The sequence below is a fragment of the Streptomyces sp. enrichment culture genome (assembly GCF_964272855.1).
Classification (GTDB): Bacteria; Actinomycetota; Actinomycetes; order Streptomycetales; family Streptomycetaceae; genus Streptomyces.
This window is the reverse complement of record NZ_OZ186847.1, coordinates 275,949-296,389: the sequence shown is the minus strand read 5'-3', so window position 1 is coordinate 296,389 and position 20,441 is coordinate 275,949. Positions and strand designations below refer to the sequence as shown.

Below are 20,441 nucleotides of genomic sequence, written 5' to 3'. Positions count from 1 at the left end.
GGACCGAAGGGCGCGTGTGATGGCGGCGCCCTCGGTCACGACCGCCGACCTCGTCGAGCCGCTGGTCTCACCGGTCAACTCCCACAACGAGTGGGACCCGCTGGAGGAGATCGTCGTCGGCCGTCTCGACGGCGCGACCATCCCCTCCAGCCATCCGGTCGTCGCCTGCAACATGCCGCCGTGGGCGGCCCGCGTGCAGGGGCTCGCCGCCGGCCGCCGGTACCCGCGCGCGATGATCGAACGCGCCCAGGAGGAGCTGGACCAGTTCATCGCCCTGCTGCGGTCGCTAGGCGTCACCGTCAGGCGCCCGGACCCCGTCGACCACCGGCAGCGTTTCAGCACGCCCGACTGGTCGTCGCGCGGCTTCTGCAACACCTGCCCGCGCGACAGCATGCTCGTGATCGGCGACGAGATCATCGAGACCCCGATGGCCTGGCCGTGCCGGTACTTCGAGACCCACTCGTACCGCCCGATCCTCAAGGACTACTTCCGGCGCGGGGCGCGCTGGACGTCGGCGCCGAAGCCGCAGCTGACCGACGCGCTGTTCGAGGAGGGGTTCCGCATCCCCCGGGACGGCGAGCCGATGCGCTACATCCTCACCGAGTTCGAGCCGGTGTTCGACGCGGCGGACTTCGTACGGGCGGGACGCGATCTGTTCGTCACGCGGAGCAACGTCACCAACCGGATGGGCATCGAGTGGCTGCGCCGCCATCTCGGGCCCGCCTACCGCATCCACCAGATCGACAGCCGCTGCCGCACACCCATGCACATCGACACGACGTTCGTGCCGCTCGCCCCCGGCAAGGTGCTGATCAACCCGGAGTACGTGGACGCCGACCGCCTGCCCGGGATCCTGGACTCGTGGGACGTCCTGGTCGCCCCGGAGCCGGAGCCCATCAAGGACCGCCTGCTCAAGGTCACCTCCATGTGCGGCCGGTGGCTCAGCATGAACGTGCTCATGATCGACGAAACGCGGGTCATCGCGGAGCGGCATCACACCGGCATGCTGCGCGCGCTGGAGAAATGGGGCTTCGAGCCGATCCCCTGCGACCTGCTGCACTACGCGGCGTTCGGCGGCTCGTTCCACTGCGCCACCCTCGACATCCGGCGCCGGGGCACGCTCCAGTCGTACTTCCCCTGAGCGGTCGGCCGCACGGCGGATCACTTTCGGGGCCGCCCCAGCCTCGATCTTCGTCCCGGCCGAGCGTAGGGTGCCCCGGAGAAGATCGTCGTGATCGTCCGGGGAGGGGAACCCGTCATGGCATTCCGCAAGTTCCTGAGTTCGCTCGGCATCAACGCCCCCGAGGTGGACACCGTGCTCGGCACCGCCGTCGTACGTCCGGGGGACGTGCTGGAGGCGACCGTCCACCTGCGCGGCGGGGGTGCGGACGTCGAGGTGGAGCGGCTGCGGCTGGACGTGGTGACGCGCGCGGAGGACCGCGAGCAGACCGAGACCGGCTGGGAGAACCCGCTGACGATCGTCTCGGCGGCCGTCGACGGCCCGCTGACTCTGCACGCGGGCGAGCACCGCACCGAGCGGATCGCCATCCAGCTGCCGTGGGAGATGCCGCTCACCCATGTGCTGGGCGGCCGGTCGCTGCGGGGCGCGCGGGTGGCGGTGCGCACCGAACTGGCCATCGACAAGTCCGTCGACAAGGGCGACTTCGACGAGTTCCAGGTGCACGCGCTGCCCGCGCAGGACGCGATCCTCCAGGCCTACGCCGACCTGGGCTTCCGCTTCGACGAGGCCGAGGTGAAGCTGGGCACGCCGAGGGGCGGGCAGAACTCGAAGGTCGGCTACTGGCAGGAGATCGAGACCTGGTTCCCGCAGCACTACGGCCGGGCCGGCCAGCTGGAGTCGGTGTTCGTGGCCCGTCCCGACTCGCTGGACCTGATCACCGGTTCGTCCGGCCCGCACCTGTTCGACTACGCGGAGCTGGACCAGGACGCCTGGACCAAGCGCATCGACGAGCACATGCGCACCACCTTCCTCCGCTGACCCCGTCATGGCGCACTGGGACATACGGCCGGCGTCGGCGTCGGACGTCGACGCCGTGGCCGAACTGCGCGCGACCGTGCTGCGAGCCGATCTGGAACGGCTCGGGCGGTACGACGCGCGGCGGGTGCGCCGAAGGCTGCGTGACGGCTTCGACCCGGCCCACACCTGGGTGATCGAGGTCGGCGGCGCCTTCTCCGGCAGCGTGGCACTGCGCCCGGCGGAGGACGCCCACTGGCTGGAGCACTTCTACCTGGCGCCGCGCCTCCAGGGCTGCGGTATCGGTACGGCCGTGCTGCGCGCTCTCCTGGAGCGGTGCGACCGCGGCGGTGTCCCCGTCCGGCTGAACGTGTTGCGGGGCAGCCCGGCCCGACGGCTGTACGAACGGCACGGTTTCACGCTCGAGAGCGAGGATCCGGTCGACGCGTTCATGGTGCGCGAGCCGGTCCGATGACCACCTCGATGGATCCGGGAGCAGCGACCGGCCACCCGGCGCCGCGGCCCCGGTGGGAGTGGCGCCGACGGCCGGGCCGGGTGCTCGCCGCGCTCTCGGTGCTGACGGCCGCGCTGCTGGCCTGCCACCGGGCGGTGCCCAACCGGATGGGCCGACTGGGCAGTCTGCTGGAGTCCTTCCTGCCGTGGCTCGGCCTGCTCGTCGTCCTGCTGTTCGTCCTGGCGTTGCTGCGCCGGTCCGCCCTCGCCCTGCTGGCCGTCCTTCTGCCGGTCGCGGCCTGGACGCACCTCTTCGGCGGCCTGATCCCGCCCGCGGCGCGGCCCGGCCCGCACGACCTGGTCGTCGTCCAGCACAACGTCAGCGACGAGAACCCCGACCCGGAGGGCACGGCCCGCGCCCTCGCCGACGCCGGGCCCGACCTCATCGCGCTGCAGGAACTGCTGCCCGAGGCGCTGCCGCACTACGAGAAGGCGCTCGCGCCGCGATACCCGTACCACGCGGTCCAGGGCACCGTCGGACTGTGGTCCAGGCATCCGATCAGCGGTGTACGCCCGCTGGACATCAAACCGGCCGCGATCGTGGAGCCGTGGGACCGCGGCCTGCGGACCGTGGTGCACACCCCGCGCGCCGACATCGCGGTCCACGTCGCGCACCTGCCCTCGGTCCGGGTCCGCGCGACCGGCCTCGCGTCCGCCCGGCGTGACGAGAGCGCCGCGCTGCTGGGCCGGGCCGTCGCCGCCGAAGAACAGCGGACCGTCGTCCTGCTGGGCGACCTCAACGGCACGGTCGACGACCGCGGGCTGTCCCCGCTGACCTCACGCATGAACATGCCGCAGCGGGGCTTCGCCCTCAGTTTCCCCGCCGCGTTCCCGGTGGCCCGGATCGACCAGGTGATGGCCCGCTCGGCGACCGTCACCGGCATCCGCACGCTGCCCGCGACCGGCAGCGACCATCTGCCGGTCGCCGCCACCCTCACCCTCGGCTGAGCCGGTCAGTACCGCCCGCCCTCCGCGCCCGCGTCCCGGGCCAGCCCGAACAACGACCCGGCCGCGCCCGCGAGCGCGCCCGCGCACTCGGCAGCGGTGCCGGACGGTACGGCCATCCGCCGCAGCACACCGGACACGGCGTCCTCCAGCAGGTCGAACCGGGCGGCCACCGACCGCGGTCCCGCCCGACCGTCCCGGCCGGGGTCGGCCATGACGGTCAGCACCTCGTGAGCACGGTGCTGCAGATCCATGAGGGGCTGCCAGGCATCGGCCTGCCGCCCGGTCGAACCCGGACCGGTCAGCAGCTCCCGCAGCCGACGGCCGAGGTCCGCGTGCCACGCCGTCAACGCGCCGGCCGTGTCCGCGGCGAGACCGTCGAGGCACAGCCGTACGACGACGGCGCCCGTGGCGAGGCCCACCGGCGCCGGACGCCTGCCTGCCGACGCCCTCGGTGCGGGCGGCCGCGCGTTCGCGCCCAGGTAGTTCCGCAGCACCACGGGCATGACCTCGGCGGGAGGCGGCTCGCCGTCGTCGGCGGGCACCAGCACCGCGCGCACGGGGATGAGGCAGCGGGCGGCCTGCTCGGCGGCCGCACGGCAGGCGTGGTCGGTGGGCACGGGACGTACCGCTCCTCTCGCCGGTCTCCGGGCCACCGGCCCGGTCGGACGTCCAGGAACACGGCCGACACCGGGGCTTGGTTCACCGGAACCCCGAACGGCCGGCCAGGCGGCCCCGCGAGCCGGGGCTCACCGCCGGTCCCACCCCTCGGCGCGGTACCGGACCGGCACGGCCGTACGGCCCACCGCGGCCGCCAGCTTCCGCAGCCGGCGCCAGTCCAGCCGGGGCGGCAGCTCGGGGACGCCGGGCCGTTCGCGGGGCACGCGGACGCGCAGCGCGCGGCGTTCGACACGGCAGCGGACCGGGGTGGGCAGGACCAGGGCCTCGCCGTCGAGACCGGCCTCCACCTCGGGCGCGTCCGCGTCGATGACCACCTCGTGGGAGGTCGTCGTACTCAGCCCGCGCGGATCCAGGATCAGCTCCGCGGCGTCGACCGCGCTGTCGACCTTCACGGTGACGACTCCGAGCCGCCCCGAGTCCAGCCGCGCGCGCCGGCCGAAGCCGAACGGGTCGTCCAGGCGGTAGGGGTTGTTGCTGACCAGGACGGCCTGCGGATCGGTGATCGTGCTGCGGCCGACGGTCGCCGTCAGGCGCGGCCCCCGCTGCCGGGACAGGAGGTCGGGCAGCAGTTGCAGCGCCGTGCCCACCTTGTCGTCGCGGTAACCGGGGCTCTGCACGACCGTCCCGTAGACCCCGAACGAGGCGTTGTTGACGAACGGCCGGTCACCCGCGAAGCACAGGTCCACGTGGACTTCGACGCCGTCATTGAGCGCGTCCAGACAGGCGGCGGGCTCGTCGCGGTCCAGGCCCAGATCCATCGCGAAGTGGTTGCGGGTACCGGCGGAGATGACCATGAACGGCAGCCTGTGCTCGGCGGCCACCGCCGCCACCAGGGCCTGGGTGCCGTCGCCGCCGCCGACGCCGAGGAGGTCGGCGCCGTCCGCGACCGCCTCCCGGGCCAGGGCGACCACGTCCTGCCGCTGCTCCGGGTCGAGCAGGATCACCCGCGCACCGAGCCGTTCGGCCTTCTCCCGCAGCCCGAACCGCTCCACCTTCCCGCCGCCGGAACGCGGGTTGAGCAACAGCACGGGCCGCTGCGGGGCCGGCGTGCGGTACTCCTTGGCGCGGCTGGACCGAAGCCCCGTGGTGCGCAGCGCGTACCGGCCGCTCCACACGGCCGCCGACCACAGCAGCGCGGACAGGATCACCACCCACCACAGGTTCGCCTGCGCGAAGAGGGTGACGACCGCGGCGGGCGTGACCAGGGCCAGCGTCGCGGCGGCCATCCGCAGGACGCCCCGGCGCGACAGCGTCCACCACAGCGCGGCGCCGGTGACGGCCAGACCCGCGACGCCCACGACGAGCAGCACCAGACCGCCGAGGCCCCCCTCCACCAGCGGCAGCAACAACGCCGCGGCGGCACACAGCAGCGCGGCCCTGGCCGCCCAGGCCTGACGTCTGTGCGCCCACTCCCTGACCACCGCCACCACTCGTCCCCTCCCGCCACGCCGCCGGACGGTACCGGCGGTCGTCGTCATCAGACCACTTCCCGCTCACTCGCGGAGCAGTCGATCACCATGCCGGAAGCGATGCCGCCTCGGGCATCGGCGGACCTCGTCCTTTGAGCATAGGGGCCCCGCTCAGGGGCGGATCCCGTCGCAGGCGATGTGCAGATGCCGTGGTCCGCGCAGCACGGCGTTCTGCCGGTACGGCGGAGGGTCCTCCACCAGTCGGGGGTTCTCCAGCCTGCGGGCCAGCTCCGACAGGGCGAGCTGCGCCTCCAGCCGGGCGAGCGGCGCGCCGAAGCAGCTGTGGATGCCGCTGCCCAGTCCCAGGTGCTGGATGTCCCCCCGGTCCGGGTCGAAGCGGTCCGGGTTCTCGAAACGCTGCGGGTCGCGGTTGCCGGACGCCAGGACCAGCCAGAGGGAGGCGCCCTTGGGGATGGTGACGCCGCGGACCTCGACGTCGGCGAGGGTGGTGCGCTGCGGCACCAGCTGCACCGGCGGCTCGAAGCGCAGCAGTTCCTCGACGACGGGCACGGCCAGCCGGGGGTCCTCGCGCAGCCGCCGCAGGACGTCGGGATTGCGCAGCAGGGTCAGCATGCCGTTGGTGACGAGGTTGACGGTGGTCTCGTGTCCCGCGATCAGCAGCAGCGCCGCGGTGCTGAGCAGTTCCATCGTGGTCATCGTGCCGTCCGGGCCCTTGGCGGTGGCCAGCTCGGACAGCATGTCGTCCCCTGGGTTCCTGCGCCGCTCCTCGATCAGACCGGCCAGATACATGCCCAGCTGCATACGGGCGTCGTGCGCGCCCTTGCCCCGCTCGGCGGGATCCGCGTCCGGATCCGGGTCCAGGCTCGCGGCGATGGTGTCCGCCCAGGTGTGGAAGCGCGCCTCGTCCTCGCGCGGCACCCCGAGCAGCCGGCAGATCACCGTTACCGGGAACGGGTACGAGAACTGGTCCACCAGGTCGATGCGCCCCGGGTCGCCGATGCCGTCGATGAGGCCGGAGACGATGCCGTGCAGTTCCTCGCGCATCCCGTCGACGCGGCGGGGGCAGCGCGGCGGGCCGAACGACCGGTTCGTCATGCGCCGCAGCCGGTCGTGCTCGGGCGGGTCGAGCCGCAGGAAGCTCGGCGGCAGGGCGCCGTCGTCCTGTGCCGGCTCGGCCAGCGGGTCGTGGGCGGTCGACGCCAGGTTCCGCGCGTCGGAACTGATCCGGGGATCGTGCAGGAGACTGCGGATCTCGTAGTAGGTGCTGACGACGTACGGCCCGTCGTCGTCGTGGTGGACGGGCGTCTTCCGCAGCTCTTCGTAGATCGGGTACGGATTCGCCCGGTTGGCGAAGTCCAGGATCCGGTGCAGCGGGGATGGTGTCATGGCGAGTCCTCGGGCCGTGCGGGTCAGTGCGCGGGAGTGAACGTCATCCGGCGGTCGGCCGGCGAGTATCCGCTGAGGGTCACAGTGGGACCGTGGGTGGGGACCGACGGGTCGGGGAAGTCCGCGGCGACCGGCCGCTGGCCGTCCGAGCGCCGGTCGACCGTCGCGAACTGCGGCGGGAACGGCGCGGTGCGCTCGATCAGCTCCTGGTAGAACGGCAGCCAGCGGGCATGGTCGAAGGCGACCGCGCCGATGACGCGGCCCTGGTAGCCGTAGACGGCGACGAACCGGTGATCCTCCAGCGACCCCTGGGTGACGAGGAGTTCCGTCCCTAGGGACGGAACCCCGACCGACTTGATGTTGACTCCGAACTGCGAGGACCAGAACGCGGGCACCTCCATGTGGGGGAGGCGGTCGGTGCTCTCGCTGAGCATGTTGTGCGCCGCGATCCCGGCCTGGGACACCGCGTTGCCCCAGTGCTCCAGCGACAGGAACTGGTAGCCGAACAAGGGGTGCGGACAGCGGGCGACGTCGCCCGCCGCGTAGATGTCGTCGGTCACGATCCCCCGGAAGTCGAAGGCGCGGCAGCCGGCGTCGCAGGCGATGCCGCGGGGCCCGGCCCCGAGCCCCGACCCGGCGAGCCAGTCGGTGTTGCGCCGGGCGCCCAGCGAGACGATCACCACGTCGGTCTCCACCGTGGAGCCGTCGGACAGCCGCGCGGCCCGCACCCGTCCCGAGGCGTCGCCCTCCAGAGCGGTCACCATGACACCGCACCGCAGGTCCACACCGTGCTCGCGCTGGAGTCCGGCGGCGACCGAGCCGACCACCCCGCCGAGCGCGCCGACCAGGGGCGCCGAGCCGCGCTCGGCGACGGTGACGGCGAGGCCGCGTTCACGGCAGGCCGACGCGATCTCCGAGCCGGTGAACCCGGCCCCGATGACCAGGACCCGTTCGGGCTCCTCGGCCAGCCGCCGCGCGAGCGCGGCGCCGTCGTCGCGGGTGCGCAGCACGAAGACCCCGTCGAGTTCCGCCTCGGCCTCGCGCGGCCAGGGCCGCGCCCGCACACCGGTGGCGATCAGCAGCCGGTCGTACGGCACCTCGTCGCCGTCGGCCAGCCGCACCCGCCTGGCCGCCATGTCCAGGCCGGTGGCCGCGACGCCGAGCCGCCAGGTCGCGTCGACGGAGCGGCGCCTGGGCAGCGCGGTGCGGTCGGCGGCAGCCCTGCCCAGCAGCACCTGCTTGGACAGCGGGGGCCGGTCGTACGGCTCGTGGGGCTCGTCGCCGATCATCGTCAGTGAGCCCGTGAAGCCCTTCTCCCGCAGGGTCTCCGCGGCGCGCAGGCCCGCGAGCGAGGCGCCCACGACGACGATGCGGCCCTCCCGCTTGAAGCGCTCCAGGGATCCGTCACCGAACACCGGACACCGCCTCGGCCGGCGCGTCCACCGAGTCGACCAGGATGGCCTGCACGGGGCAGGCCGCGGCGGCCTGCATCAGCTTGCCGCGCTGCGCCTCGTCGGCGTCCGGGTCGTAGAGCAACGCCTCCTCGCCGTGCATGGTGAAGACGCCGGGGGCGAGGAAAGCGCACTGGGCGTACCCCTGACAGCGGTTCAGGTCGACGGAAATCCGTACCAAGGGATCGGTCCTCTCCGGTGGATCGGCAGCCCCCTCGGACCACCCTCGGGTGCCGCAGGTACCGCGGCGACGCGGAGGACGCCGTTGGAGTGAGCGGCGCGTTCGGCTCAGGCCGGGCCGGCGGAGTGCCGTGGGCCCGTGGGACGCAGGCCCCGCAGGATGTGCAGGCTGACGACCAGCGCCCACGCCGGGAAGACCAGTTCGGACCAGGGCAGGCTCGACCCCACCACGAGCAGGACCAGTCCCGCCAGGTAGCCGAGGACCACGAGCGGGCGCGGCAGCACGCCGAGCCGCCGGCCGATCGTCGACGTCGTGATGACGAACACCGCCGCCATCCGCATGGCGTACGTGGTCAGCAGGGTGTACGCGAACTGGCGGCCGAAGGGCGGGTCCTGCTCGCCCTCGTCGAGTACCGTGCCGGCCGCCGCGCCACAGCCGAACAGGGTGGCCACGAAGATCAGACCGCTGCCCAGGAACACGGTGGCGACGAACGGGTACTCTCCCGCGCCGGCCTGCTCGCGCAGGGCCCCCATGAACCACAGGAAGGCGATTCCGGCGAACGGCAGCAGTTCCAGCGCCGTCCGCACGGAGTCGCGCTGCCCGCCGTCGACGGCGACGCCCTGCCCCTCGGCCCCGCCGGGCAGAGCGAGACGCACCAGAACGATCGCCGCGGCCATCAGGACCGCGAACACCACTCCGGCGATTCCGGCGGCCCGGGGGGTCCCGAGGCGCTCTCCCTGCTGTTCCATGGTCACTCGCCCTCCGGCCGCACGTCTTTCGTCCAGAGACGCGCGATCCGGCCGCTCGCGCCACCGGGGCCGCCCGAGCGGCGTATCAGCCCAGGCAGTAGAAGCCCATGGGCGAGTTCGGCCGGAAGCCGATGCGCGGGTAGACGGGCGCCCCGGCGGCGGTCGCGTGCAGGGTCGCGCGGGTCAGTCCGGTGGCCCGGGCGCCCTCGTACAGCGCCTTCCGCGTCACCGCCTCGCCGTATCCCCTGCGCTCCCACCGGGGGTCCGTGGCGACCAGCACGACGAACAGCCGGCCGTCGGCCGCCACCGTCGCGGCGCACGTCACCGGGACGTCGTCCCGCATCCCCAGATAGGCGTGCACCTCCTCCTTCCACAGCGCCGAACCGGCGAGTCCGTCGCGCCCGTCCTCCAGGGGAAAGCCGTACGCGCGTGAATTGAGGTCCGCGTACGCGCGCAGCTGTTCGTCGGTGCGCACCCGGACGAACGTGAGATCGGGGTGGGCCGGCTCGGGCAGGGGGAGCAGGTCCCCGGCCATGCCGGTGCCCGGGAACGCGTAGGCGAGGCCCGCTCGTTCGGCCGCCGCCGGGAGAGCCGCGCGCGCCTCGGTGCCGAGCAGGTCCTCGAACACCCACAGGAAGCCCGGATGCCTCTTCGCGCGCATGATCTCCGCCGCCTCGCCCAGCCGCCGCTCCATCAGGGCCGCGTCCGCCCCCACCTCGGTCAGCGTCACGCAGTTCCAGAACGCGAACCGGCAGTCCGCCCAGCGCACCGCGATGCCCGGGAGATCCCGGACGTCGGCGTCCGCATCCCGGTCCAGCACCATGGCACGCCAGACCGTCGTCAGCTGCTCCATCGATTCGACCGAGTCCGCGAGATTCGCCACCGTAACTCCTCTGATCGTCGAGTGCTCCGCACAACCGTGCAGGAGTCCTAACGACCGGGGCGGGCCCCGCGGGTGACGCGTTCCGGCCGTCAGGGGCGCAGAATCAGGCGGATCGGGTCGCCCGCCTTCTTCTCCAGCCGTTCCACCGCCTCCGCGGCCCGCGCCAGGGGCAGTACGTCGCTGACGGACCCGGAGAGGTCCAGCCGTCCGCCGTTCACCAGCCGCAGCAGCTGGGGCAGCGCCACCGGCATGTCGGAGCCGTAGTGGCCGAGGATCCGCTGCTGGAGGTAGCTGAAGCGGGTGCCGTGCGTGACGGTGAGCGGCTGGTTCGTCAGCCCCACGAGGACGAGGCGCCCCTTGGGCGCGAGGACGGTGAGCGCCTGTTCGCGCACCGCCGGCACGCCCGCGAAGTCGAAGGCGGCGGCGAGCCCGAGCCCGCCGGTCGCCCCGGCCACCGTCGTGCGCAGGTCCGGGTCGGCGGAGTCGAGCGCGAGATCGGCACCGGCGGACAGCGCCCGCTCCCGGGCGGCCGCGCTGGGGTCCACGGCGACGATCGGGCACGCCCCGACGGCCCGCAGCAGCTGCACGGCGTGCACGCCGAGACCGCCGATGCCCCACACGCCGACCGCCTCGGCGGGCCGGACCTCGCCGGTCACGGTGATCGCGCTCCACGGCGTGGACACGGCGTCCGGGATGATCGCCCCCTGCTCGAACGGGATGGTGTCGGGCAGCGCCGTCATCGCGCCCGCGGACGACAGGGCGTACTCGGCCCAGCCGCCGTCGTAGTCGACGCCGCGGGTGTGGATGACACCGTCGCGCAGCTCGCCCGCGTGCAGCACGACGCGCTGTCCCGGTGTCCACGCGGTGACCCCCTCGCCGGTCTCGGCGACGGTGCCGGACACCTCGTGGCCGAGGGTGACGGTGTCGCCGTCCAGCAGGAGGGGGCTGAGCGTGCCGTCGATCAGGTGGACGTCGGACAGGCAGACACCGGCCGCCGCCACCTTCACCAGCACCTCCCCGGGCCCCGGCCGGGGGCGCGGCACCTCCTCCAGGCGCACGGCGCGGCTCGGAAGGTGCAGGCGGGCGGCGAGCATCTGCTCCATGACGTCACTCCCTCGGTGCCGTGGCGAAGCCCGCGCGACCGTCGCGGGCCCGCCCTGCGGGGACCGTACCGGCCGGGCCCGGCTACGGCACCCCGAGTTCGAAGAGGGCGTACCCGGCGTACGAGCCCGAGGCCAGCGCCGCGACGCCGAGCAGCACGGCCAGCGACGGACGGGTGAGGCGGCGCAGGCCGACGGCGACCGGGACGAACAGCGGGAAGAGGGGGAGCAGATAGCGCGAGACGTTGGCGAAGTACTGCTGCGTGCTCATCACCATGGCGAAGGAGACGACCGTGTAGACGACGAGCACGGCCGGCGGGCGCAGTTGGAGCAGCAGCACGGTCAGCACCGGCACCAGCAGCACCACACCCACCCCGATCAGATCCGGGAAGGGCATCGCGAAAAGATAGTCGAAGTGACCCACCGGAACGGACGTGAGCACGTCGAGGGAGTGCCGGCCGTAGTCGAACTTGTGGGCCCAGGCGCCGTCCTGGAGCTTGGAGTAGCCGTTCCAGTCGCCCATGCGGTAGCCGACCCAGGCGAGATACCCGGCCAGGCCCAGCGGGGAGATCGCCACCGCGACGAGCGGGCGGACCCAGCCGTCCTTGCGGTGGCGGAGGACGGCCAGCAGCGCGGCGACGGTGAGCGCGGCGATCAGCGCGACGGCGGTGGGGCGGCTGAGCCCGGCCGTGAACGTCAGCACCCCGGCGGTGAGCCATCGGCGGGTCATCACGGCGTAGCAGGCCCAGGCGGCGAGAGCCACGTACACGGACTCGGAGTACACCGACCACTCCGACCCCGATCCGGGCCACACCGCCCACAGGCCGACGGCGATCAGCCCGGCCCGGCGGCCGGCGAGGTGGCTGGTCACGGCATAGATGCCGAGCGCCGCCACGAAGGAGGAGAGGACCGAGACGGTCATGCCCGCGCCGTACGGGCCGAGGCCGGTGCACTCGGAGACCAGGCGCATCAGCGCCGGGTACAGCGGGAAGAACGCCGCCGAGTTGCCCTCCAGAGTGATCAGTCCGGTGGCGTTGCGGACCGGTTCCAGGGCGGGGTCGTAGCCGTTCAGGACTATCTGCTGGTACCACCAGCCGTCCCAGCTGCCCAGCACGTCCCAGACGTGGGCCCCGCCGCCGAACCGCGGGTGCTTCTTGCGGAAGTCGCCCGCCGAGTCCAGCAGATACATGAAGACGGCGAAACCCGCCAGCTTCAGCACGCCGTACGTCGCCAGCACCGGCCCGTGGTGCGCCGCGGCCCGGCGCAGGCGCCGCCGCAGGTCCGGCTCGTCGGCGGGACGGCCGGGTTCGTCGCCGCCGGAGGTGTGCGGATCGGCCGGAAGGGCCGGGGCGGTGGTCATGAGGTGGTCTGTCCTGTCGTACGGCGGGAACTGCGGGCGGGGAAGACCCAGGCCCGGAAGAGGAGGAAGCGCAGCAGGGTCGCGGCCAGGTTGGCGGCGATCAGCGTGGCGGTCTCGACCCGGCGGTCGGCCCCGGGGGTGGTGTGGTGCAGCAGGGCGAGCGAACCGCTGGTGACGGCCAGTCCGAACAGGAACGCCGCCAGGCCCTTGAGCTGGTGGCGCACGGCGCCGGTACGGCCCCGGATACCGAAGGTGAGGCGGCGGTTCACGGCGGTGTTGGCGACCGCGCTGATCAGCAGGGCGAGCGCGTTGGCGGCCTGGGCCCCGGTGGCCGGCCGCAGGGCGGTGTACAGCGCCAGGTAGAACAGGGTGCTGGCGACGCCCACCGCGGCGAACCGCAGCAGCTGCGGGAGCAGTCCGGGCGGCAGCTCCGGGCCGTCGAGCGGGTCCTCGCTGCGGTGCAGCGCGGACAGCGGCAGCCGGCCGCGGGCCAGGGCCCGGCCGAGCCGGGCCATGCCCCGCAGGTCGGCCAGCGCCGTGGACACGATCCGCACCCGGCTGTCGGGGTCGTCCACCCAGTCGACCGGCACCTCGTGGATCCGCAGCCCGGCGCGCTCGGCTATGACCAGCAGTTCGGTGTCGAAGAACCACGCCTGGTCCTCCACCAGCGGCAGCAGCCGCTCGGCGACGTCCCGCCGCACCGCCTTGAACCCGCACTGCGCGTCGGAGAAACCGACGGCGAGCGTGCCGCGCAGCAGGGTGTTGTAGCAGCGCGAGATGAACTCCCGCTTCGGGCCCCGCACCACCCGGGAGCCGCGGGCCAGCCGGGTGCCGATCGCGATGTCCGAGTGGCCCGATATGAGCGGCGCGACCAGCGGCAGCAGCGCGGCGAGGTCGGTGGACAGGTCCACGTCCAGATAGGCCAGCACCGGGGCGGAGGAGCGCGACCAGGCGGCGTGCAGGGCCCGTCCTCGCCCCTTCTCGTCCAGCCGGATCCAGTCGGTGTCGGGCAGTTCCGCGACCAGCCGGGCGGCGATCCGCGGGGTCCGGTCCGTGCTCGCGTTGTCCGCGATGGTGATCCGGAACGGGTAGGGAAAGGTTTCCGCAAGGTGGGCGTGGAGGCGCCGCACGCACGGCTCCAGGTCGTTCTCCTCGTTGAACACGGGGACGACCACGTCCAGCACGGGATCCGGATGATGCGCGGGCAGCGGCGCGCGGCGCGGCAGCGCTGCCGGGGCCGGCTCGGACGTCCGGCGGTCTGTGCGGGCGGACTGCCCTGCGGTCTTCATGGCTGGTTCACAGTTTCTTTCCGGCCCGTGGCACGCCCGTGGGCGCCCAGGGGTGACGACTGGGGAGAGGTGGAGCTCGGCTTGCGCGGTGGCGTACCCACGGGCCGGTGGAACGGACGGGGCCCCTGCCGGAGCGACGCGGGGCCGTACTAGGTCGACTCCGCGTGGACACTCACCGACGGGGACGCCTCCTGCGTGCGTTCGGGGGCCGACGGCGTCGCCGTGGGCGTCGGCGGAGGCGGCGGCTCCGACGACGGGGGCGGCGCCGACACCGTCCGGCCCCCGGAGCCCGTCGACGAGGGCAGCACGGTGGCCGGGGGCGTCGTCCCCTCGGGCGTCGCGCCGCCGCTCTCGGTCACGGGCGGAGTGGTCGACGGGGGAACGGACGGGGTGACGCTCGGCTCGGGGGGCCGGCTGGCGGGTCCCGTGGTGGCCGAGGGGCGGGGACTGGTCGCCGGCAGCGGCCGGGGCTCGGCCGGCTGCGCCCGGGTCAGCATGCCGGGCAGCACCGCGAGCGCGATGCTCAGTCCGGCCACCGCCACGGCGGAGCCGCCCGCCCGCCACAGCAGCCGGACGCGGCGTTCGGTCCGGATGCCCTCGTGCAACCGCTGCCGGTGCGGGGGTTCGAAGGGGGTGTACTGCCGGGTGTCGCGCATCAGATGCGCCAGCTCCCGCTCGAAGTCGTCCATGGCGTCTCCCTTCACCCCACGGCCCTGACGGTCTCGGACAGGATCTGACGCAGCCGGGCGACTCCCCGTGAGGCGTGCGAGCGGGCGGTGCCCACCGGGCAGCCCAGCGCCTGAGCGACCTGCGAGTCGGGCAGATCCTCGCAGTAGCGCAGCACCACCGCGGCCCGCTGCTTCGGCGTCAGCAGCGCCAATGCCGCCTCCAGACGGGACCGTTCGGCGACGGCCGACGACACGTCCCCGGGGTCGGGCCGGTCGGGCAGCTCGTCGACGGGCCGCTCACCCCACCACCGCCGCCGGGCCGACCGCGCCGCCGTGCGCACGAGGACCTGGCGGACGTACGCCTCCGGGGCCTGATCCGCGACCTTCGGCCAGGCGAACCACAGCTTGACCAGGGACTCCTGCACCAGGTCCTCGGCCCGCTGCCGGTCGCCGCCGGTGAGCAGTCGCGCGACGTGGAGCAACGCCGACCACCGGGCAGCGACGAAGTCGTCGAAGCCCTCTGCTCGAAATCGCTGCATCCTCACCGTCCCACCCCTGATGAATCCTTACACCCTGGTAAAGGCGCTGGACACCGCACAGCGCTGCACCCGGGAGCTGTGATCCATCTCACGGCGGCCGGTGGGCCCGTCGGCGGTCACACGTCCTTGACGGCCGGCTCGGCGGCAGGTCCGTAGGCCGCGCGTCCCGGAGTCCTGCCGGACTCGGCGGAACCGGCGGAACCGGCGGGGCCCGCGGGATCGTTCCCGGTGGGGCGGCCCAGGAGCCGGCTCAGCAGGGGGCCCGCCATCGCGGTCGTCACCACCGCCATGACGACCATCAGCGAGTAGAGCTCCTGGCCGATGATGCCAAGTTGCAGACCCACGTTCAGGACGATCAGCTCCGTCAGGCCGCGGGTGTTCATCAGGGTCGCCAGCGCGGCGGACTGGCGCACCGGCATCCGGTTCAGGCGGGCGGCGGTGAAGGCGCCGGCGAACTTGCCGCCCACGGCCACCAGAAGGATCAGCCCGAGGTCGCCGAGCCCGCTCGCGTCGAGCCCCGACAGGTCGACCTGGAGGCCGGCCACCAGGAAGAACACCGGCAGCAGCAGGGTGTTGCTCATCTGGCCGAGGCGTTCGTGCACCGCGCCGCGGAGCCGTTCGGTGCCGGTGCGCGGGAGGATCACGCCGAAGAGGAACGCGCCGAAGATGTAGTGCAGGCCCAGCCACTCGGTGGTGGCGGCGGACAGCAGCAGGCCCGCCAGTATGCAGGCGAACAGGGTCGGCGTCAGCCCGCCGGCGGTCCGGCGGGCCATGACCCGGCGCAGCAGGGGACGCAGCACGAAGAGCATGCCCAGCAGATAGGGGAGGGCCAGCAGGATCCGCCACTGGTCGGGGCCGGCCGAGCCGCTGATGGCGACCACGGCCGCGAGCAGCGACCAGGCGAGGACGTCGTCGATCGACGCGCACGCCAGAGCCAGCACACCCAGGGGGGTGCCCGCCATGCCCCGGTCGGTGAGGATGCGGGCGAGCACCGGGAAGGCGGTGATCGACATGGCGATGCCCATGAACAGCATGAACGCCGTCCGGTCCGCGGTGCCGTGGTCTCGCATCAGATACAGCGCCAGTGCCGCGCCGAGGCCGAACGGCAGCAGGATGGAGCTGAACGACACGGTCGCGGCGAGGCTCCCGCTGCCCCGTATCAACCCGGCGTCCCATTCCAGGCCGACGAGGAACATGAACACCGCGACGCCGACCGCGGCCAGCGCGCCGAGCAGGGGCCGGACGCTGTCCGGGAAGAACACGTCGGAGACCGCCCCGTGGAACAGACTCGGCCCGAGTGCGACACCCGCCAGGACCTCACCGATCACGGCGGGCTGACCGCACCGCCTGGCCAGCGCGCCGAGCAGCCGGGCCAGCAGGACGACGACGGCGAGACTGATCAGAAGTGACGTGGTCTGATGCGCGTTCATACGATCGGTCTCCGTCCGTCGGTCCGTTGCGGCTGTGAGCCGGAAGACGATCCAGGCGCGGGTCAGCCCGAGGCGATCCTTGCCGCGGCGCCCGTGCCGCGAACGTGGAGAGACGCCACGGCCGAAGCACCGGAAGCGTGCGAGGGCGCATGTCACCCGCGCGTGCCACGCCGATGTCATGGCGGCGCCCTCCGCGCCTCCGCCCGGCGGGCGTGGATGGCCATCGAGGGGGCGCACCGGTTAATCTCCGCAAGCCCCAGCGCTACGAGGAGTCGACCCAGGTGAAGACAGCGAGAGCGGCCGTTATGCCCCGGCAGGTCCGCGCGGCCCAACTGCTGCTGTACGTCCTGGGGGTGAGCGGCCTGATCGTCGTACTCGCACTGTCGGACGGCATGTCGTCCTACGGTCTGGGCGAGTTGATGGCTCCTTGGCTGCTGGTCTGGCTGTGCGCGCTGCTCGCCCTCACCTACGAGGGCGGCGCGAAGGGCGGGGTCCGGCTGACCACCATCGTGGTGATGGTGTTCGTCCTGCTCGGCTCGGCCGGCGAGGTGGCGGACGCCGCGGCGCCCGGGGAGTTCCTGGACGCGGCACTGCGCATCGCTCTCGGGCTGCCCGTGGTCGTCTGCCTCTTCCTGCCGGAGGCGAGGGACTGGTTCGAGCGGGAGCGGTGACGTCCCTCTCCTGCGCGGATGCCGCCGGCAGGATGCCCGTCGACGAGGCGATCGACCGGTAGGTGCCCTGCCGGTGTGACGTTCCCCATTGCGCCGGGGGACCGGCACCACGAGTCTCTCGTGGAACACGCGTCCGAAGAATTGTTATCCCAGGCTCACCGAGCGGTCTCCCATGTGAAGGACAGCATCGTTCGGCGTCGAGGACAGGGAAGTTTGTGATGAGTACAGAGCGCACCACGGAGTCGGCCGCACTGGTGACCGCTGCCCGAAGCGGCGATCCCCAGGCCCAGGACGCCCTGGTCGGCGCGTACCTCCCGCTGGTCTACAACATCGTGGGGCGGGCTCTGAACGGCTCCGTCGACGTCGACGACGTGGTGCAGGAGACCATGCTGCGGGCCCTCGACGGGCTGGGCGGGCTGCGTGCTCCCGAGAACTTCCGGCCCTGGCTCGTGGCCATCGCGATGAATCAGGTACGGGCGCACTGGCAGGCCCGGCAGTCCGCCCCGGGCGGCGTGGAGGAGGCCGAGGAACTCGCGGACCCCGGCGCCGACTTCGTGGACCTGACCATGGTGCGGCTCCAGCTGTCCGGCCAGCGCCAGGAGACCGCCCGGGCGACACGCTGGCTGGAGCCCGACGACCGGGGGCTGCTGTCGCTGTGGTGGCTGGAGTGCGCCGGTGAGCTGACCCGCTCCGAGGTCGCCGCCGCCCTGGAGCTGTCGCCCCAGCACACGGCGGTCCGGGTGCAGCGGATGAAGGCGCAGCTGGAAGCGGCCCGGGTGGTCGTGCGGGCGCTCGACGCGCGGCCGCGATGCGAGGAACTGGGCGGGATGCTGGCCTCCTGGGACGGCCGGCCCTCGGCGCTGTGGCGCAAGCGAATAGCCCGGCACGCCCGTGGCTGCGCCCGCTGCTGGGGTCTGTGGACCGGGCTGATGCCCGCGGAGGGGCTGCTGGCCGGTCTGGCACTGGTCGCCGCGACGCCCGCACTGCTGGACCGAGTGCTCGCCGCGTCCGGCGGGACGGCCCCGGTCGCCTCCGCGTCCCGGCTGGGCGGCTCCGGAGGCGACGGCGGATCGGCGGCCGGGCATCGCGCCGCGTCCGGCCGGACGGCCTCCCGCACCCAGGTGCGCCGACGCCGCCGCGTACGGCGCCGGGTCGTCGCCGGGGCCGTCGTGGCGGCCTGCGTCGCCGGCGGAGGCGGCCTGTGGTACTTCGGCTCGGACTCCGACGCCGAGCCCGAGGACGTGACCGCCGCGCGCACCGCCGGCGCCCCCGCGGTCGACATCTCGGCGCCCCGGACCGCCGAGACGTCCGCGTCGCCCTCCGCGTCCCCGTCGCCTTCCGCCTCCCCGTCGAAGAAGGCGAAACCCTCCAAGAGCCCGACCCCCGCCAAGAAGGCCGAGCCGGCGCCCCGGCCGTCCTCCGCACGGCCGACCCGTACCCAGTCCAGCGCGCCGCAGACGCAGCCGGCACCGTCGGGCACCGTAGGGCAGGTGGTCGCGCTGGTGAACAAGGAGCGGGCGGCGGCCGGCTGCGGTCCGCTCACGGAGGACGCGCAGCTGAACAGGGCCGCGCAGGGCCACTCGGACGACATGGCCGCCCGGAACTTCTTCGACCACACCAACCCGGACGGCGCCGACCCCGGGCAGCGCACCACCGCTGCGGGCTACCAGTGGTCCACGTACGGGGAGAACATCGCCCGTGGCCAGCAGACCCCGCAGGCGGTGATGGAGTCCTGGATGAACAGCCCCGGTCACCGCGCCAACATCCTCAACTGCTCCTTCAAGGACATCGGCGTGGGCGTCCACGAGGGCTCGGGCGGACCTTGGTGGACGCAGAACTTCGGCGCCAAGCGGTGATGCCGCGGCGGCACCGGGGGCGTGTGAACGGGCCGGGGTGAATGGCCGAAGTCGCCCCTGGGCGGGTCGCGGGCCGCTCCCTACGATGCGACCGCCCCGGCTCTTCACAGCAATTTCATTGCTCCTTCACAGAAATGTGCCGCGGAGCCGGGCGCATCCACCCCCCACCGATCCGAACGAAGGGGAGAGACCATGACAGGTGGGCTGCTCCTGGGCGGTGCTACCGCCGCTCTCGTCGCCACCGTGCTGCCCGCGCACAACCCGTCCACCGGGTTCGTCGACCCGCCCCCGGACAAGATCGTCATCAATGTCGCCACGGTCAACGGCTCCGGCTGCCCCGCCGGCACCGCGGCCGTCGCCGTCTCCGAGGACAACACCGCCTTCACGGTGACCTACAGCGAATACCTCGCCCAGGCCGGCGGCGGCTCCGACCCCACGGCGTTCCGCAAGAACTGCCAGCTCAACCTGGTCGTGCACGTCCCGCAGGGCTTCACGTACGCCATCGCCAGCGCCGACTACCGGGGCTTCGCCTCGCTCCAGCCCGGAGCCACCGCCGTCCAGCGGGCCTCGTACTACTTCCAGGGCTCGTCGCAGACGGCGTTCAAGAACCACCCGCTGTCGGGCGCCTACGACGACAACTGGCAGGCCACCGACGTCACCGACTGGGCGCAGCTCGTCTGGGCGCCGTGCGGTGTCCAGCGCAACTTCAACATCAACACGGAGATCCGCGTCAACGCGGGCACGACGTCGGCGGACAAGGTCAGCTTCATGACGATGGACTCGACCGACGGCGACATCAGCACCGTGTACCACATGGCGTGGAAGGAGTGTCCCGGCAGGTGACACAAGGGCCGCCCGCCCACCGGGCGGCCCCCCATGGACGCGCTCAACGGAACGCCGCATCATTGGCATCGCCCGGACGGCGACCGCGGGGTCGGTCCTGGAGGCCCTGTGCGCCAACCTCCGCTCCATCGAGGACGTCACCGACGTGCACGCCGCCGCGGATCTCTTCCGCGTGATCTGACGGGCTGTGAACAATCCGTGACGGGCATTGAGTTGTTTGACCGTCAGAGACGAGTGGTCGTATTCATCTCGTCACTCTCCGCTGTTGGTCACGGGGCGATCTCGCTTGACAGTCCGGTGACGCACGGTATTAGCTAGGCGGCGAGTTGATCACGGGCACGGGGGACCTAGTGCGCCGTGCGACACGGGGGATGAAAGGTTACGTCCACAAGGACGGCCGACGGTATTTCGGTTACCGCACGCCGGCCTCTGCGACGCATTTCTCCGCATTTCCTGCTGTGCGTTGTCGACCCCCCGTCCGGTTGTAAGAC

General features: G+C 72.9%; 20 protein-coding genes and 1 pseudogene. 8 read left to right on the top strand and 13 right to left on the bottom strand.

Going from position 1 to position 20,441, the window contains the following annotated elements; genetic code table 11:
- The first annotated feature begins 19 nt into the window (after nt 1–19).
- The 4 genes from ACSU6L_RS01035 (at nt 20) to ACSU6L_RS01020 (ending at nt 3,436) form a co-directional block, all read left to right on the top strand.
- Complete coding sequence (locus ACSU6L_RS01035; protein WP_437052560.1) at nt 20–1,141, top strand: amidinotransferase; 1,122 nt, start codon at nt 20–22, stop codon at nt 1,139–1,141.
- A 117-nt stretch (nt 1,142–1,258) separates the two neighbouring features.
- The gene (locus ACSU6L_RS01030) at nt 1,259–1,999 is read left to right on the top strand and encodes a sporulation protein (protein ID WP_437052558.1); all 741 of its coding nucleotides are present in this window, start codon (nt 1,259–1,261) and stop codon (nt 1,997–1,999) included.
- A 7-nt stretch (nt 2,000–2,006) separates the two neighbouring features.
- Nucleotides 2,007–2,450 (top strand): GNAT family N-acetyltransferase, encoded by a 444-nt coding sequence (locus tag ACSU6L_RS01025; RefSeq protein ID WP_437052556.1) that lies wholly within the window; start codon nt 2,007–2,009, stop codon nt 2,448–2,450.
- Between the two features lie 8 nt (nt 2,451–2,458).
- Nucleotides 2,459–3,436, top strand: a complete 978-nt coding sequence (locus tag ACSU6L_RS01020) for an endonuclease/exonuclease/phosphatase family protein (RefSeq protein WP_437064713.1) — start codon at nt 2,459–2,461, stop codon at nt 3,434–3,436.
- Nucleotides 3,437–3,441: 5 nt separating this feature from the next.
- Here ACSU6L_RS01020 and ACSU6L_RS01015 read toward each other — a convergent pair whose 3' ends face one another.
- From ACSU6L_RS01015 to ACSU6L_RS00955, 13 genes are all read right to left on the bottom strand, one after another.
- Nucleotides 3,442–4,053, bottom strand: a complete 612-nt coding sequence (locus ACSU6L_RS01015) for a hypothetical protein (protein WP_437052554.1) — start codon at nt 4,051–4,053, stop codon at nt 3,442–3,444.
- A 129-nt stretch (nt 4,054–4,182) separates the two neighbouring features.
- The gene (locus ACSU6L_RS01010) at nt 4,183–5,544 is read right to left on the bottom strand and encodes a diacylglycerol kinase family protein (protein WP_437064711.1); all 1,362 of its coding nucleotides are present in this window, start codon (nt 5,542–5,544) and stop codon (nt 4,183–4,185) included.
- 150 nt (nt 5,545–5,694) lie between these two features.
- A complete protein-coding gene (locus tag ACSU6L_RS01005; protein WP_437052552.1) occupies nt 5,695–6,930 on the bottom strand; it encodes a cytochrome P450 in 1,236 nt (411 codons plus the stop codon).
- 23 nt (nt 6,931–6,953) lie between these two features.
- Nucleotides 6,954–8,345 carry an NAD(P)/FAD-dependent oxidoreductase gene (locus ACSU6L_RS01000; protein WP_437052550.1) on the bottom strand — a complete coding sequence of 464 codons (1,392 nt, stop codon included), beginning with the start codon at nt 8,343–8,345 and terminating at the stop codon, nt 6,954–6,956.
- Nucleotides 8,335–8,562 (bottom strand): ferredoxin, encoded by a 228-nt coding sequence (locus ACSU6L_RS00995; protein ID WP_437052548.1) that lies wholly within the window; start codon nt 8,560–8,562, stop codon nt 8,335–8,337. Before ACSU6L_RS00995 ends, ACSU6L_RS01000 begins: the two co-directional genes overlap by 11 nt.
- Before the next feature lie 107 nt (nt 8,563–8,669).
- The gene (locus tag ACSU6L_RS00990) at nt 8,670–9,311 is read right to left on the bottom strand and encodes a hypothetical protein (RefSeq protein ID WP_437052546.1); all 642 of its coding nucleotides are present in this window, start codon (nt 9,309–9,311) and stop codon (nt 8,670–8,672) included.
- Between the two features lie 85 nt (nt 9,312–9,396).
- The gene (locus ACSU6L_RS00985) at nt 9,397–10,194 is read right to left on the bottom strand and encodes a GNAT family N-acetyltransferase (protein ID WP_437052544.1); all 798 of its coding nucleotides are present in this window, start codon (nt 10,192–10,194) and stop codon (nt 9,397–9,399) included.
- A gap of 89 nt (nt 10,195–10,283) precedes the next feature.
- Nucleotides 10,284–11,297, bottom strand: a complete 1,014-nt coding sequence (locus ACSU6L_RS00980; RefSeq protein WP_437052542.1) for a zinc-binding dehydrogenase — start codon at nt 11,295–11,297, stop codon at nt 10,284–10,286.
- 82 nt (nt 11,298–11,379) lie between these two features.
- The gene (locus ACSU6L_RS00975; protein ID WP_437052540.1) at nt 11,380–12,654 is read right to left on the bottom strand and encodes a hypothetical protein; all 1,275 of its coding nucleotides are present in this window, start codon (nt 12,652–12,654) and stop codon (nt 11,380–11,382) included.
- Nucleotides 12,651–13,943 (bottom strand): glycosyltransferase, encoded by a 1,293-nt coding sequence (locus tag ACSU6L_RS00970; protein WP_437052538.1) that lies wholly within the window; start codon nt 13,941–13,943, stop codon nt 12,651–12,653. The genes ACSU6L_RS00975 and ACSU6L_RS00970 overlap by 4 nt, the downstream gene beginning before the upstream one ends.
- A gap of 149 nt (nt 13,944–14,092) precedes the next feature.
- Nucleotides 14,093–14,632, bottom strand: a complete 540-nt coding sequence (locus ACSU6L_RS00965; protein ID WP_437052536.1) for a cellulase — start codon at nt 14,630–14,632, stop codon at nt 14,093–14,095.
- 11 nt (nt 14,633–14,643) lie between these two features.
- Complete coding sequence (locus ACSU6L_RS00960) at nt 14,644–15,150, bottom strand: SigE family RNA polymerase sigma factor (protein ID WP_437052534.1); 507 nt, start codon at nt 15,148–15,150, stop codon at nt 14,644–14,646.
- Nucleotides 15,151–15,266: 116 nt separating this feature from the next.
- Nucleotides 15,267–16,580, bottom strand: coding sequence for a cation:proton antiporter domain-containing protein (locus tag ACSU6L_RS00955; protein WP_437052532.1), 1,314 nt, complete (start codon nt 16,578–16,580; stop codon nt 15,267–15,269).
- A gap of 281 nt (nt 16,581–16,861) precedes the next feature.
- On the opposite strand from ACSU6L_RS00955, the gene ACSU6L_RS00950 reads away from it, so the two are divergent.
- The 4 genes and pseudogenes from ACSU6L_RS00950 to ACSU6L_RS00935 form a co-directional block, all read left to right on the top strand.
- On the top strand, nt 16,862–17,251 hold the full coding sequence (locus ACSU6L_RS00950; RefSeq protein WP_437052530.1) for a hypothetical protein: 390 nt from the start codon (nt 16,862–16,864) through the stop codon (nt 17,249–17,251).
- A gap of 218 nt (nt 17,252–17,469) precedes the next feature.
- Nucleotides 17,470–19,107, top strand: coding sequence for a sigma-70 family RNA polymerase sigma factor (locus ACSU6L_RS00945; protein WP_437052528.1), 1,638 nt, complete (start codon nt 17,470–17,472; stop codon nt 19,105–19,107).
- Between the two features lie 192 nt (nt 19,108–19,299).
- The gene (locus ACSU6L_RS00940) at nt 19,300–19,950 is read left to right on the top strand and encodes a DUF4360 domain-containing protein (protein WP_437052526.1); all 651 of its coding nucleotides are present in this window, start codon (nt 19,300–19,302) and stop codon (nt 19,948–19,950) included.
- Nucleotides 19,951–20,011: 61 nt separating this feature from the next.
- Nucleotides 20,012–20,131, top strand: a pseudogene (locus ACSU6L_RS00935) (VWA domain-containing protein); the annotation flags it as partial.
- Nucleotides 20,132–20,441 lie beyond the last annotated feature (310 nt).

Bases quoted from the DNA above. Each gene is read 5' to 3' on its own strand.
- ACSU6L_RS00990 (WP_437052546.1), bottom strand. From the start codon at position 9,311: ATGGAACAGCAGGGAGAGCGCCTCGGGACCCCCCGGGCCGCCGGAATC.
- ACSU6L_RS00955 (WP_437052532.1), bottom strand. From the start codon at position 16,580: ATGAACGCGCATCAGACCACGTCACTTCTGATCAGTCTCGCCGTCGTC.
- ACSU6L_RS00965 (WP_437052536.1), bottom strand. From the start codon at position 14,632: ATGGACGACTTCGAGCGGGAGCTGGCGCATCTGATGCGCGACACCCGG.
- ACSU6L_RS00970 (WP_437052538.1), bottom strand. From the start codon at position 13,943: ATGAAGACCGCAGGGCAGTCCGCCCGCACAGACCGCCGGACGTCCGAG.
- ACSU6L_RS00945 (WP_437052528.1), top strand. From the start codon at position 17,470: ATGAGTACAGAGCGCACCACGGAGTCGGCCGCACTGGTGACCGCTGCC.
- ACSU6L_RS01035 (WP_437052560.1), top strand. From the start codon at position 20: ATGGCGGCGCCCTCGGTCACGACCGCCGACCTCGTCGAGCCGCTGGTC.
- ACSU6L_RS01005 (WP_437052552.1), bottom strand. From the start codon at position 6,930: ATGACACCATCCCCGCTGCACCGGATCCTGGACTTCGCCAACCGGGCG.
- ACSU6L_RS01025 (WP_437052556.1), top strand. From the start codon at position 2,007: ATGGCGCACTGGGACATACGGCCGGCGTCGGCGTCGGACGTCGACGCC.
- ACSU6L_RS01020 (WP_437064713.1), top strand. From the start codon at position 2,459: ATGGATCCGGGAGCAGCGACCGGCCACCCGGCGCCGCGGCCCCGGTGG.
- ACSU6L_RS00940 (WP_437052526.1), top strand. From the start codon at position 19,300: ATGACAGGTGGGCTGCTCCTGGGCGGTGCTACCGCCGCTCTCGTCGCC.
- ACSU6L_RS00960 (WP_437052534.1), bottom strand. From the start codon at position 15,150: ATGCAGCGATTTCGAGCAGAGGGCTTCGACGACTTCGTCGCTGCCCGG.
- ACSU6L_RS01030 (WP_437052558.1), top strand. From the start codon at position 1,259: ATGGCATTCCGCAAGTTCCTGAGTTCGCTCGGCATCAACGCCCCCGAG.
- ACSU6L_RS00975 (WP_437052540.1), bottom strand. From the start codon at position 12,654: ATGACCACCGCCCCGGCCCTTCCGGCCGATCCGCACACCTCCGGCGGC.
- ACSU6L_RS00980 (WP_437052542.1), bottom strand. From the start codon at position 11,297: ATGGAGCAGATGCTCGCCGCCCGCCTGCACCTTCCGAGCCGCGCCGTG.